This window comes from Streptomyces sp. NPDC026672, from assembly GCF_040638185.1.
Taxonomy (GTDB): Bacteria; Actinomycetota; Actinomycetes; order Streptomycetales; family Streptomycetaceae; genus Streptomyces.
Genome location: NZ_JBEZXS010000022.1, coordinates 134,771 through 148,022 on the forward strand (window position 1 = coordinate 134,771; position 13,252 = coordinate 148,022).

The 13,252-nt window shown below is 73.7% G+C and carries 12 protein-coding genes and 2 pseudogenes; 9 read left to right on the forward strand and 5 right to left on the reverse strand.

What is annotated here, in order from left to right; genetic code table 11:
• The first annotated feature begins 72 nt into the window (after positions 1-72).
• From AB0F77_RS25130 to mug, 4 genes and pseudogenes are all read left to right on the forward strand, one after another.
• Entirely contained in the window at positions 73-855 is a 783-nt protein-coding gene (locus tag AB0F77_RS25130) for an SGNH/GDSL hydrolase family protein (protein ID WP_361952827.1), read from the forward strand.
• 5 nt (positions 856-860) lie between these two features.
• Positions 861-1,193 (forward strand): annotated as a pseudogene (locus AB0F77_RS25135) (DUF4326 domain-containing protein); the annotation flags it as partial.
• Positions 1,194-1,398: 205 nt separating this feature from the next.
• Positions 1,399-2,841, forward strand: a complete 1,443-nt coding sequence (gene purB, locus AB0F77_RS25140; protein ID WP_361952830.1) for an adenylosuccinate lyase — start codon at positions 1,399-1,401, stop codon at positions 2,839-2,841.
• Positions 2,838-3,383, forward strand: coding sequence for a G/U mismatch-specific DNA glycosylase (mug, locus tag AB0F77_RS25145; RefSeq protein WP_361952866.1), 546 nt, complete (start codon positions 2,838-2,840; stop codon positions 3,381-3,383). Before purB ends, mug begins: the two co-directional genes overlap by 4 nt.
• A 4-nt stretch (positions 3,384-3,387) precedes the next feature.
• Here the strand turns inward: mug and AB0F77_RS25150 are convergent, their stop codons facing one another.
• Genes AB0F77_RS25150 through AB0F77_RS25160 form a run of 3 tightly spaced genes read right to left on the reverse strand, consistent with a single transcriptional unit; the run spans position 3,388 to position 5,527 of the window.
• A complete protein-coding gene (locus AB0F77_RS25150) occupies positions 3,388-3,831 on the reverse strand; it encodes a hypothetical protein (protein ID WP_361952833.1) in 444 nt (147 codons plus the stop codon).
• 41 nt (positions 3,832-3,872) lie between these two features.
• Entirely contained in the window at positions 3,873-4,583 is a 711-nt protein-coding gene (locus AB0F77_RS25155; protein ID WP_361952836.1) for an ABC transporter permease, read from the reverse strand.
• Positions 4,584-4,585: 2 nt separating this feature from the next.
• Positions 4,586-5,527, reverse strand: coding sequence for an ATP-binding cassette domain-containing protein (locus AB0F77_RS25160; RefSeq protein ID WP_361952839.1), 942 nt, complete (start codon positions 5,525-5,527; stop codon positions 4,586-4,588).
• 108 nt (positions 5,528-5,635) lie between these two features.
• On the opposite strand from AB0F77_RS25160, the gene AB0F77_RS25165 reads away from it, so the two are divergent.
• The 3 genes from AB0F77_RS25165 (at position 5,636) to AB0F77_RS25175 (ending at position 8,841) form a co-directional block, all read left to right on the forward strand.
• Positions 5,636-6,790: a histidine kinase gene (locus AB0F77_RS25165; RefSeq protein ID WP_361952842.1), complete on the forward strand. Its 1,155-nt coding sequence runs from the start codon at positions 5,636-5,638 to the stop codon at positions 6,788-6,790.
• Between the two features lie 14 nt (positions 6,791-6,804).
• Positions 6,805-7,470, forward strand: a complete 666-nt coding sequence (locus AB0F77_RS25170; protein ID WP_361952845.1) for a response regulator transcription factor — start codon at positions 6,805-6,807, stop codon at positions 7,468-7,470.
• A 213-nt stretch (positions 7,471-7,683) separates the two neighbouring features.
• Positions 7,684-8,841 carry an ROK family transcriptional regulator gene (locus AB0F77_RS25175; protein WP_361952848.1) on the forward strand — a complete coding sequence of 386 codons (1,158 nt, stop codon included), beginning with the start codon at positions 7,684-7,686 and terminating at the stop codon, positions 8,839-8,841.
• A gap of 418 nt (positions 8,842-9,259) precedes the next feature.
• On the opposite strand, the gene AB0F77_RS25180 is transcribed toward AB0F77_RS25175, so the two are convergent.
• Both AB0F77_RS25180 and AB0F77_RS25185 read right to left on the reverse strand, forming a co-directional pair.
• Positions 9,260-10,021, reverse strand: a complete 762-nt coding sequence (locus AB0F77_RS25180) for a GntR family transcriptional regulator (protein WP_361952851.1) — start codon at positions 10,019-10,021, stop codon at positions 9,260-9,262.
• Between the two features lie 239 nt (positions 10,022-10,260).
• A complete protein-coding gene (locus AB0F77_RS25185; protein ID WP_361952854.1) occupies positions 10,261-11,145 on the reverse strand; it encodes an RNA polymerase sigma-70 factor in 885 nt (294 codons plus the stop codon).
• Between the two features lie 237 nt (positions 11,146-11,382).
• Here AB0F77_RS25185 and AB0F77_RS25190 point away from each other — a divergent pair, with 237 nt between their 5' ends.
• Together AB0F77_RS25190 and AB0F77_RS25195 are read left to right on the forward strand one after the other, a co-directional pair.
• A complete protein-coding gene (locus tag AB0F77_RS25190; protein WP_361952857.1) occupies positions 11,383-12,213 on the forward strand; it encodes an alpha/beta fold hydrolase in 831 nt (276 codons plus the stop codon).
• 135 nt (positions 12,214-12,348) lie between these two features.
• A pseudogene (locus tag AB0F77_RS25195) lies at positions 12,349-13,059 on the forward strand (PhoD-like phosphatase N-terminal domain-containing protein); the annotation flags it as partial.
• Between the last annotated feature and the right edge of the window lie 193 nt (positions 13,060-13,252).

The window sequence follows — 13,252 nt, forward strand, 5'->3', positions numbered from 1 at the left end:
AGGCCCCGTCGCCTTCGGCTCCTGGGCCCCACCGACCGCCCGGTACGGAGGCGGGATACCATCGCTGCCGCGATGCACACGACTCCCACACACACCAGCCTGGTCGCGGTCGGCGACTCCTTCACCGAGGGCATGTCCGATCTGCTGCCCGACGGCTCCTACCGGGGCTGGGCCGATCTGCTCGCGGCGCGCATGGCCGCGGTCACGCCCGGGTTCCGCTACGCCAACCTCGCCGTGCGCGGCAAGCTCATCCGGCAGATCGTCGACGAGCAGATCGACGTGGCCGCCGCCATGAAACCCGACGTGATCACCCTGGTGGGCGGCCTGAACGACACCCTGCGGCCCAAGTGCGACATGGGGCGGGTGCGGGGGCTGCTGACGGAGGCCGTGGAGCGGCTGGCGCCGTCCTGCGAGCGCCTGGTGCTGATGCGCAGCCCCGGCCGCCAGGGCCCGGTCCTGGAGCGGTTCCGGCCGCGTATGGAGGAACTGTTCGCCTGCGTCGACGAGTTGGCCGAGCGACACGGCGCCCTGGTCGTGGACCTGTACGGGGCGCCGTCGCTGGCGGACCCCCGGCTGTGGGACGTGGACCGGCTGCATCTGACGGCCGAGGGGCACCGCCGGGTCGCGGAGGCCGTCTGGCAGACGCTGGGCTACGCCCCCGAGGACGCCGACTGGCACACCCCGATGCCTGCCACCCTGCCGCCGGGCTGGGGAGCACGCCGGGTGGCGGACGTACGGTTCGCGCGACAGCACCTGCTCCCGTGGATAGGCCGCCGCCTGACCGGCCGCTCGTCCGGCGACGGCCGCCCGCCGAAGCGCCCGGAGCTGCTGCCGTACGAGGGTCCGGCGGCGTAGCGCCCATGACCACGCGGGTGATCAACCTCAGGGGCCGGATCCACGAGTTCGGCCCCCGGCTGGAGGACGCCCCGCCGGACGTGGTGTACGTCGGCCGCCGCTGGACCCTGGGCGGCTGGGACCTGCCCCGGCACCGGCTCGCCAACCCCTTCGCCTACGACACCCCGAAGAAGAGGCGCGACGGCACCCGTGCCGAGGTGATGGCGATGTACCGGGCCTACCTCCTGGAGCACCCGGAGCTGCTGGAGCTGGTGGAGGAGCTGCGCGGCAGGACCCTGGCCTGCTGGTGCGCCCCGCAGGAGTGCCACGCGGACGTGCTGGCAGAGCTGGCGGACAGTGCGGACAGTGCGGACAGCCCAGGCTCCGTCGCAGTCCCCACGGACCGCACCGACCCCACGGGCCACACGGACGCCACAGGCCACACGGACGCCACAGGAACGGCGGCCCCGCACCCGCCCCGGCGGACGTGACCCACGTCTCGTGGGTTCCACCGAATCCGCCCATGGCGATGGCCTGCGCGAACCGCCAGTAGAATCCGTACACGTGACTTCAGCGCCCGCCAAGCCCCGCATCCCGAACGTCCTCGCCGGACGCTACGCCTCCGTCGAGCTCGCCACGCTCTGGTCGCCTGAGCAGAAGGTGAAACTGGAGCGGCAGCTCTGGCTCGCCGTGCTGCGGGCCCAGAAGGACCTCGGGATCGAGGTCCCGGACGCGGCGATCGCCGACTACGAGCGTGTCCTCGACCAGGTCGACCTGGGCTCGATCGCCGAGCGCGAGAAGGTCACGCGGCACGACGTGAAGGCGCGGATCGAGGAGTTCAACGCCCTCGCCGGGCACGAGCACGTGCACAAGGGCATGACCTCCCGGGACCTGACGGAGAACGTCGAGCAGCTGCAGATCCGGCTGTCGCTGGAGCTGGTGCGGGACCGCACGGTGGCGGTCCTGGCCCGGCTGGGCAAGCTGGCCGGCGAGTACGCCGAGCTGGTCATGGCGGGCCGCTCCCACAACGTCGCCGCGCAGGCCACCACGCTCGGCAAGCGCTTCGCGACCGCCGCCGACGAACTGCTCGTGGCCCACGGGCGGGTCGAGGAACTGCTCGGCCGCTATCCGCTGCGCGGCATCAAGGGCCCGGTCGGCACGGCCCAGGACATGCTGGACCTGCTGGGCGGCGACGCCGCGAAGCTCGCCGAGCTGGAGGACCGGATCGCCGGGCACCTGGGCTTCTCGCAGGCGTTCACCTCGGTCGGTCAGGTCTACCCGCGCTCGCTGGACTACGAGGTGGTGACCGCGCTGGTGCAGCTGGCGGCGGCGCCGTCGTCGCTGGCGAAGACGATCCGGCTGATGGCGGGGCACGAGCTGGTCACCGAGGGCTTCAAGCCCGGCCAGGTCGGCTCCTCCGCGATGCCGCACAAGATGAACACCCGCTCCTGCGAGCGCGTCAACGGCCTCATGGTCATCCTGCGCGGCTACGCGTCGATGACCGGCGAGCTGGCGGGCGACCAGTGGAACGAGGGCGACGTGTCCTGCTCGGTGGTGCGCCGGGTCGCGCTGCCGGACGCGTTCTTCGCGCTCGACGGTCTGCTGGAGACGTTCCTGACCGTCCTCGACGAGTTCGGTGCCTTCCCGGCCGTGATCGCGCGTGAGCTGGACCGCTATCTGCCGTTCCTCGCCACGACCAAGGTGCTGATGGGCGCCGTGCGCGCCGGTGTCGGCCGCGAGGTCGCGCACGAGGCCATCAAGGAGAACGCCGTGGCCACCGCGCTCGCGATGCGCGAGCAGGGCGCCGAGCGCAACGACCTGCTCGACAAGCTGGCCGCCGACGAGCGCCTGCCGCTCGACCGGGCGCGGCTGGACGAGCTGATGGCCGACAGGCTGTCCTTCACCGGTGCCGCGGCCGCCCAGGTCGGCGTGGTCGTCGCCCGGATCGAGGACCTGGTCAAGCGGCACCCGGAGGCCGCCGGGTACACCCCGGGGGCGATCCTCTGACCCGCTTCACCCAGGCGGAACTGGAGGCCGCCCGCGACCGCCTCGTCCCGGACGTGGTCGCGGACGGTCTCCGTGTGCTGTTCTGCGGCATCAACCCGGGACTGATGACCGCCGCGACCGGCCACCACTTCGCCCGCCCGGGCAACCGCTTCTGGCCGGTGCTGCACCTGTCCGGGTTCACGCCGAGGCTGTTCGAGCCGGCCGAGCAGGGCGAGCTGCCGTCGTACGGGCTCGGCATCACCAATGTGGTGGCGCGGGCGACGGCACGGGCCGACGAGCTGTCCGCGCGGGAGTACGTCGAGGGCGGGCGGCTGCTGACGGAGAAGGTGGCACGGCTGCGGCCGAGGTGGCTCGCGGTGGTCGGGGTGACCGCCTACCGGGCCGCCTTCGGGGACCGCGCGGCCCGGGTGGGGCCGCAGGAGCGGGTGTTCGGGGACACGCGGGTGTGGGTGCTGCCCAATCCCAGCGGGCTGAACGCGCACTGGACGGCGGCGACGATGGCCGAGGAGTTCGCCCGGCTGCGGGAGGCGGCCGAGGGCTGACCGGTCACGGCGGGGGTATCTCCGTGACCACCGCGAGGAGTTGGAAGGGCAGTTCCTTGTCCCACTGGGACACGCCGAGGGCGATCCAGCGGCCGGACTCCGGCTCCTGCCACAGATGCAGGTCCGGCACGTGTCCGCTCAGACCGGCCCAGGGCTCCTCGACGTCCTCGCCGCGCAGGGTGCGGTCGAGGACGCTGTAGAGGCTGAAGCGCTCGGGCGGCCCCCAGCGTTCGGCGAGCCGTTCGCCGAGTCCGTCGCGGTCCGCGTCGTACTGCGCCTCCGTCTCCTCCCGTGCCGTGCCGTCGCCCTCCCAGAAGTCGTCGCTCGTGCGTAATTCGGCCGTGTGGTAGCCGGGGCCGCTCGTGCCCCGCTCCGTCCTGCCGTGCGCCGCCGGGAAGTCCTGGGCGCACAGCAGGTCGATCACGGTGAGGGCCTTCGCGATGTCCATGCGATCCAGTAAAGCGCGCCCCACTGACAACTGGCGGGGCGTCAGGCGTCCCGCCGGCGCAGGCTCCACGCCCCCGCCGTCAGCGCCGCCGCCGTCCACAGCGCGGTCACCGCGGTCCCGGACCACGGGCCGAGGGTGCCGTCCCAGTCGCTGTGCAGCACGATCTGGCCGGCCCGGTCGGGCAGGAGGTCGGCGACCCCTCCGGACAGGTCGCCGATCACGAAGGACACGATCAGCAGGAACGGGATCAGGATGCTCAGCGTCGCCACGCCGCTGCGCAGGACGGTCGCGCAGCCCGCCGCGAACAGGGCCATCAGCGTCAGGTAGACGCCGCAGCCGAGCGCGCCGCGCAGTGCCTCGCCCCCGCCTGGCGCGTCGGCCCCGAGGGTGGCGGTGCCCACGAGGGCGGTGACCGCCCCGGTGAGCAGCCCGACGGCCAGGGCGGGCAGGGCGATCGCGGTGGCCTTGGCCGCGAACCACCGTCCGCGGTCGGGAACGGCCGCGAAGGCGAGCCGCAGCGCGCCGCCCCGGAACTCGGAGGAGACGGCGGTCGCGCCGAACGCGAGGGCCGCGATCTGCCCGAAGTTGACGCCGAAGAACGCCGAGAACAGCGGATCGGAGTCGTCCGCGTCGAACGCGGCCAGTGCCGAGAACACGGTGGTGACGAGCAGCATCGCGATCAGCCCGGCGACAAGCCCGCGCAGCGTACGGATCTTGATCCACTCGGCGTGGAGCACGGCTCTGAACTCCATGGTCATGCCTCCTGCGGCTGTGCGGTGAACTCGGCCTCGGCCGAGGTGAGGTCGAGGTACGCCTGCTCCAGGGTGGCCTCCTGCGCGGCGAGTTCGAGTACGGGGACGCCCTCCTCGGCGAGGAGCCTGCCGATGTCCTCCACCCGCGCGTGCCGCACCGTCCACGCACCCTCAGCGTCGCCGCCGTCAGGAGCGGGGGCGGGGGCGGCGTCGTGGCCGTGGCGGGCGAGCAGGGCGCCGAGGTCGGTGCCCCCTGCGATGCGGACGCGGACGCCGGGGCGCACCCGCGCGTGGATGAAGTCCCGCACCGGGGTGTCGGCGAGGAGCCGGCCGCGGCCGAGGACGACGAGGTGGTCGGCGAAGGCGGCCGTCTCGTTCATCAGGTGGCTGGCGACCAGGACCGTACGGCCCTCGGCGGCCAGCCGGCGCAGCAACCGCCGGATCCAGACGATGCCTTCGGGGTCGAGTCCGTTGGCCGGTTCGTCGAGCAGGACCACGGCCGGGTCGCCGAGGAGGGCGGCGGCGATGCCGAGGCGCTGGCGCATGCCGAGGGAGTACGTCTTCACGCGGCGGTGCGCGGCGGACGCGATCCCGGTCTCCTCCAGGACCTCGTCGACCCGGGCGGCCGGGATGCGGTTGCTCGCGGCGAGGGCGCGCAGGTGGTCGCGTCCGGTGCGGGAGCCGTGCGCCGCCTCGGCGTCGAGCAGCGCGCCGACGTGGCGCAGGGGTTCGCGCAGCGCGGTGTAGGGGCGTCCGCCGAGCGTGGCGGTGCCCGAGGTCGGCCGGTCGAGGCCCAGGACGAGCCGCATGGTGGTGGACTTCCCGGCGCCGTTGGGACCGAGGAAGCCGGTGACACGGCCCGGATCGACCGTGAAGGTCAGCCGGTCCACGGCCCGCCGGGAACCGTGGTCCTTGGTGAGGTCTCGGACGTCGATGCTGGTCATGGCGACAGCGTGGGCCACGCGGGGGTGCCGGGGCTTCCCCCGCGCGTGGTGTCCTCCTCCCCCGCCCGGGGGAGGCCCGTTGTCGGTGCCGGCTGCGACGATGGCTCGATGGTCCGGTTCCTGCGCCCGCTGCTGCGGGGGAAGACGTACTCGCGGCTGCTGCACCTGTGGGTGCCGATGCTGATCGTCAGTGTCTGGCTCTTCATCGACATGTCGACCCCCTGGATACCCGCGGTCCTGCTCCTCCCGCTGGGTCTCGTGCCGGCCGTGCGCGTGGGCGAGGGTCTGCAGGCGCGGATGCTGCTCACACCCGGCGAGGAGAACTCGGGCATCGCCCTGACGCCGTCGGCCACGTGGCGGGACCGGTTGCGGACGGTGCTGTGGCTGGAGACGCGGATGCTCCTCGCGGTGCCGGCGTCGTTCGCCACGGTGTGGGGACCGTTCCTCGCCTACGACCTCGCGCGCTCCGCGGCCGGTCACCGGACCCTGGACGACGCGGTCCTGCGCGGCCTGACGCCGCACTGGTCCCACGCCCTCCTGGTCCCGCTCCCCCTCCTCGCGCTCTACGGCACGGTCGTCGGACTCGGCGAGCTGGTGACCGCCGCGGCGCGCGGGCTGCTCGGGCCGTCCGCCGCCGAGCGGTTCGCCGCCCTGGAGGAACGCACCGATCGGCTGCTGGAACGCACGCGCATCGCGCGGGAGTTGCACGACTCGATCGGGCACGCGCTGACCGTGGCGGTGGTGCAGGCCGGTGCGGCGCGGGCGGCGGGCGACCCGGAGTTCACCGACCGGGCCCTGGGCGCCATCGAGGAGACCGGGCGGGCCGCCCTTGAGGACCTGGAGCGGGTGCTGGGTGTGCTGCGCGAGTCGGGGCGGCCGGTGAGCGGCAGACCCGTGCTCGCCGACGCCGACCGGCTCCTGGAGTCGGCGCGCGCCTCGGGCGCCAAGGTCGAGGCGGAGGTGACGGGCCCGGTGGAGACGGTGCCCGGGCCGGTGTCGCGGGAGGGTTACCGGATCCTCCAGGAGGCGCTGACCAATGTACTGCGGCACGCGGGGGCGGTGCCGGTGCGGGTGCGGGTGGCGGTCGCGGACGGCACGCTCGTCCTGGAGGTCCGCAATCCGCTGACGGCACCGGTGCCCGGACCCGGCCGGGGCAGCGGTCTGCGCGGGATACGCGAGCGGGCGGCCCTGCTCGGGGGCCGCGCGCACACCGGGCCGGACGAGCGCGATTGGCAGGTTCGCGTCGAGCTTCCGGTGCACTGATCTAGGCTGGCCGGATGCCGGTCACCGTACTTCTCGTCGACGACGAACCCCTGGTCCGCGCCGGTCTGCGGGCGGTGCTCGAAGCACAGCCGGACATCGAGGTCGTCGGGGAGGCGGCCGACGGGGCCGCCGTGATCCCGCTGGTGCGCCGGCTGCGGCCCGACGTCGTCGCGATGGACGTACGGATGCCGCTCCTGGACGGGATCGAGGCCACGCGCGCGGTGCTGCGGACCGTGGCCGATCCGCCGAAGATCCTCGTGGTGACGACGTTCGAGAACGACGAGTACGTGTACGAGGCGCTGCGGGCGGGGGCCGACGGGTTCCTGCTGAAGCGGGCCCGGCCCGCCGAGATCGTGCACGCCGTACGGCTCGTCGCGGAGGGCGAGTCGCTGCTGTTCCCGGCGTCGGTGCGCACGCTCGCCGCGCGGTACGGCACGGGGGCCGACGGCAACACGGCGGCGCGGGCCGCGCTGGAGCGGGCGCGGCTGACGGAGCGTGAGGCCGAGGTGCTGCGGCTGATGACGCGCGGGCTGTCGAACGCGGAGATCGCGAGGTCGCTGGTGGTCGGCACGGAGACCGTGAAGTCGCATGTGAGCGCGGTCCTCGCGAAGCTCGGGGCGCGGGACCGGACGCAGGCGGTGATCGCGGCCTACGAGTCCGGATTCGTCGCGCCGGGCTGATCCCGGCAGGTACGTCGGGGCCGGCCCCGTCTGCCCGATCGGGCTTTCGGGACACGGCAGTTGAGCCCGCTCCCGGGTGCAGGAGCGGGCCGGTCGGGCACCGGGGTCCGGGCCGATCCGGACTATCTCGGGCGTAGCGGCGTCCGGCACTCGCCGGGGTCCGCCGTGCCGAGTACGATCCCCCAACACGCGCACGAGCTGGGAGGACGGACGGTGGGGCGGCTGACCGGCGGCGATCCCTCGCTGCTGCGAAGGATCAATTCCGCGGTGGTGCTGCACGCGCTGCGTGCCACGGACTGCGCGACGCTCACGGAGATCACCCGGGTGACGGGGCTGTCCCGGCCGACCGTCGAGGGGGTCGTCGAGGGGCTCATCGAGGCCGGTCTCGTCGTGGAACAGGCGGCCGAGGAGGGCGCCGCACGGCGTCAGGGGCGGCCCGCGCGACGGTTCCGGTTCCGGGCCGAGGCCGGGCATCTGCTGGGCCTGGAGATCGGCCCGCACCGGGTCGCGGCGCTGCTGTCCGACCTGGACGGGCGGATCCTGGGCGCGCAGGCCAAGGAGGTCGACGAGAAGGCCGAGGCCGACGAGCGCCTCGACCGGCTGCGGGGCGCTGTCGCCGAGCTGCTGCGGCGGGCGGGGGTGGCGCGCAACTCGCTGCGGGCCGTGGGAGTCGGCACGCCGGGGATCGTCGAGGCGGACGGCACGGTACGGCTGGGCACGGCGCTGCCCCAGTGGACGGGGCTGCGGCTGGGCGAGCGCCTGAGCCGTTCCTTCAAGTGTCCGGTGCTGGTGGAGAACGACGCCAACGCGGCGGCCGTGGCCGAGCACTGGAAGGGTTCGGCGAAGGACTCGGACGACATCGTGTTCGTGCTGGCGGGGCTGAGCCCGGGGGCCGGTTCGCTGATCGGCGGGCGGCTGCACCGGGGGTTCGGCGGGGCGGCCGGGGAGATCGGGGCGCTGCATCTGCTGGGCCGGGAGGTCACGCCGGAGACTCTGTTGTCGACGACGGACGAGCCGCTGCATCCGCTGGACGAGCAGGCGGTGGCGCAGGTGTTCGCGCTGGCCCGGGAGGGCGACCAGCGGGCGCGCGCGGCGGAGGAGCGGTTCGTGCAGCGGCTGGTGCACGATGTCGCGGCGTTGTCGCTGGCGCTGGACCCCGAGCTGGTGGTGATCGGCGGCTGGGCGGCGGGGCTCGACGGCCTCCTGGAGCCACTGCGCCGCGAACTCGCCCGCTACTGTCTGCGCCCCCCGAGGGTGACCCTGTCCCTGCTCGGCGAGGCGGTCGTCGCCACGGGGGCGCTGCGGCTCGCGCTCGACCACGTGGAGGAGGAACTCTTCGCGGTGGAAAGCACGGTGACGGCCCGCCACTGACCGTGCGGGGCGGGTACGCGGGGGCCACGGGACCGGTCGGTGACCGCCGGGGGGGGCTGGTTCGGCACGGTCGGCGACGCGGTCCGGCGGGTGCACCGACCGGGCCGGGAGGTCTCCAGCCGGTCAGGTTTCGTGGCGGGGGCGAATCCCGGGACAGCGCAGATCCCGGGCCGGTCGGACTCTCAGACCGTTCGGATTCCCTGACCGGTGCGCGTCTCCCGGGCAGATGCACGTCTCACGCCCGGTGCAGGTCCCGGGCCGGTCGGCGTCACCAGGCGCGGTGAGGGCCCCAGGGCACTCCCGGCCCGCCCGTGGTCGGCGGGGCCGACGCGCGGCTCTGTGCGCCGCCCGCGTCTGCGTCGCCGCGCGCCGCCCGGCACCTCTGTTCCCCGTCCGGGTCGGGTGCCGGCCGGTGGTGTTACGACGCGTGGCGTTCCGGGCCGTGGTGGATCTCCACCCGGCCGGAGTCGCCGAAGGTCAGCCGGCAGGTGTCCGCGCGGTACGTGGCGACGGAGAGCGCGGCGGTGCGGCCCTCGGCGAAGAACCGGGTGGTGACGACGAGGACGGGTGCCCCGGGCAGCCGATCGAGTTCCTTGGCGTCGTCCGCGCGGGCCGAGCCCAGCTCGACGGCGCTGTCCTGGCCCTCCAGCTCCAGGTGCTGCAGCTCGCGCAGCACCGCACGCGCGCGTGCGGGACCGGACGGCGCGTCGATGCCCGACAGCTCCGGCACGGAGGACGCCGGGATGTACAGCAGCTCGGCCGCGACGGGCTGTCCGTGGGACACCCGGGAGCGACGCACGACGTGCACGGCCTCGTCGGCACCGGTCTCCAGGGCACCGGTCACGGACGTCGGCGGCACTTCCTGGACGCAGTCGAGGGGCTGCCAGGCGTCCTGGGGCGCACCGGGCCAGACGTGCTGCTCGGCGCCGACGGCCACCCCCACGCGCGGCGGGGCCACACTCGTACCGACACCGCGCCGGCGCTGGAGCCTGCCCTCCAGTTCGAGCTGTTCGAGGGCCTGGCGGAGCGTGGCGCGGGCCACGCCGAAGCGGGCGGCGAGGTCGCGCTCGTTGGGCAGGATCTCGCCGACCGAGAACTCGGAGTCCAGTGCCTCACTGAGCACGGTCCTGAGATGCCAGTACTTCGGTTCCGGCACCGATTCCAGCTGCGTGGTCCCCACCCTGTCCTCCGCAATCGCCGTGATCCGGCGGCGTTTTAGCGCCCTTGTTTATTAAAGGTTGTTGCACTTATCTGCGACCATAGGACGACCCGGACCCTTGGTCAAGACCAATCCTCGATCCCCTGTGGACCACACGGACCCAGGGCGGTGGAGCGTTCACGAGGCGTTCGCGCACGACGGTCTTCGTGACATCACGGCAAAGCCCCCGTCGCGAAACGGGGGCTCCGGCACAGGTGGGGTCAGCGGGACGCCAGTGAACTCAGCTTGTCCGGGTTGCGCACGATGTAGACCGTTCGGACCACACCGTCCACGACGTCGAGCTGGACCACGCTGTCGGGCTCGTCGCCGGACAGGACCAGCACCGCGAAGCCGCCGTTGACCTCCAGGAACCGGAAGGACAGCACCGCCCCCTCCCGCTCGGCGACACCGACGAGGAAGCGGGCCACCTTGTCCGCGCTCTCCAGGACGCGCAGCGGCGCCTTCGCCTTGCCTCCGCTGTCGCCCACCAGGCGGACGTCGGGCGCGAGCAGCGCCAGCAACCCGTCGAGGTCGCCTTCCGCCGCGGCGGCGAGGAACCGCTCGGTCAGGTCCCGGCGCTGGGCCGGATCGACCTCGTAGCGCGGCCGTCGTTCCTCGACGTGCCTGCGGGCCCGCCCGGCGAGCTGGCGCACGGCGGCCTCGCCGCGGTCGAGCACGGCCCCGATCTCGGCGTACGGATAGCCGAACGCCTCCCGCAGCACGAAGACGGCCCGCTCCAGCGGTGAGAGCGATTCCAGGACGACGAGGACGGCGAGGGAGACGGAGTCGGCGAGCACGGCCCGCTCGGCGGTGTCGGCGACGGCCGTACCGAAGTCGGTGACATAGGGCTCGGGCAGCCAGGGGCCGACGTACGCCTCGTCCCGCGCGCGGACCTGGCGCAGCCGGTCGACGGCCAGCCGGGTGGTGACGCGCACCAGGTAGGCGCGGGGCTCGCGGACCCCGGCGCGGTCGGCGGCGGACCAGCGCAGCCACGCGTCCTGGACCACGTCCTCCGCGTCGGCGACGCGCCCGAGCATGCGGTAGGCGACGCCCATGAGGACGGGCCGGTGTTCTTCGAAGACGTCGGTCGCGGTGTCGGCGGTCACGGGGACCATCCCAGCCGACCCGCACGGGACTGTCCAGGCGGTGGTGCCGCCTCCGGGGTGCATCGCCGGCCGCCATGACACCCGCACGGGGGCTACCCGCCGGTAGCAGTTACTGACAAGCTGTCTACGACCGCGCGCGGATCACGGAACCCGCACCGCGCGTGAGAGCGCCACCGAGACCCGCACCGAGTCACTGCACCGAGTCCCCGCACCGAGACCACAGACGAGGAGCACCCCATGTCCCCCACCGTCTCCTTCACGGTCCCCACCCCGGCCGGCCCCCAGGGCGTGCGCGTCGCGTACACGCGCGCGGGCCGGGGCGACCCGCTGGTCCTGCTGCACGGCATCGGGCACCACCGGCAGGCGTGGGACCCGGTGGTGCACATCCTCGCGGCGGAACGCGACGTGATCGCCGTGGACCTGCCCGGCTTCGGCGCGTCCCCGGGCCTGCCGGACGCGCTGGCCTACGACCTGCCGACCACGAACACCGTGCTGGGCGCCCTGTTCGAGGCGCTGGAGCTGGACCGTCCGCACGTGGCGGGGAACTCGCTGGGCGGTCTGCTCGCCCTGGAGCTGGGGCGCGAACGGCTCGTACGGTCCGTCACCGCCCTCTCCCCCGCCGGCTTCTGGTCGCAGGCCGAGCGGCGGTACGCGTTCGGTGTGCTGCTCGCGATGCGGCAGATCTCGCGGCGGCTGCCGGAGCCCCTGGTCGAACGTCTCGCCTCGACGGCGGCCGGGCGCACCGCCCTGACCAGCACCATCTACGCCCGCCCGGCCCGGCGCCCGCCCGAGGCCGTGGTCGCCGAGACGCTGGCGCTGGCCCGGGCGACCGGCTTCGAGGCGACCCTGCGGACCGGCACCACCGTCCGGTTCACGGACGACGTCCCCGGCATCCCGGTCACCGTCGGCTGGGGCACCCGCGACATGCTGCTGGTGCGCCGGCAGGGCATCCGCGCGAAGCACATCATCCCCAAGGCCCGTCTGGTGCGGCTGCCGGGCTGCGGCCACTGCCCGATGAACGACGATCCCGCGCTGGTCGCACGCGTGCTGCTCGACGGAAGCCGCTGAGTCCCGGCGCCCCGGTCCGGCCCGATCCCCTTGCGCGGCGGGCCAGTTGTTCACTTCCGGTTTCCGTGCGCGCTGCGGCGCACCAGTAGTTGTGACACTGCACACTGGCCGGTCCCCGACCCCGGAGGCGCACCCATGTCACCCAGCCCGTTCCCCGGACGCCGCAGTGTCCTGCGCGGCTCGCTCGCCGCGTCGGCGGCCCTCACCCTGCCGGCCGCGCTCGGCTCGGCGCCCGCCCTCGGGCTGTCCGGGCGCCCCCGCGCGGGCTGGGGCGTGCAGGCGGGCGACGTGACCACCGACTCCGGTCTGATCTGGGTGCGCTCGGACCGGCCGGCCCGGATGATCGTGGAGACGTCGGCCACCGAGTCGTTCCGCCACGCGCACCGCCGGCACGGTCCGCTGCTCGGCGCGGGCACCGACTACACGGGCACCACCCGGCTGCACGGGCTGCCGGCCGGCGAGCAGATCCACTACCGCGTGCTCCTCGCCGACCCCGACGACCCACGCCGCACCGGCGAGCCGGTGGCCGGCACCTTCCGCACCGTGTCCACGCGCCGGCGCGGCGGCGTGCGGTTCGTGTGGTCGGGCGACCTGGCGGGCCAGGGCTGGGGCATCAACCCCGACATCGGCGGCTACCGCATCTACGACGCGATGGCCGGGCTCGACCCGGACTTCTTCCTGTGCAGCGGCGACAACATCTACGCCGACGGTCCGATCGCCGCCACGCAGGCGCTGCCCGACGGCAGCCTGTACCGCAACATCACGACCGAGGAGAAGTCGAAGGTCGCCGAGACCCTGGCCGAGTTCCGCGGGAACTTCCGCTACAACCTGCTCGACGCAAGTCTGTTCAACTACGGTTGAGCGCTAGATCGGTACTTTCGCAGCTCAGACCGTACAAGAAGCCCCGCCCACCTCCACGGGGGAGGAAGTGAACGGGGCTCCTGCCCGCCCGAACCCCGATGTGGGTCGGGATCGGCACCGGGCGGGGGTTCTGCCTCCCGGCCGACGGCAGGAGACAGGGGTTCAGGACGCGTGCAGG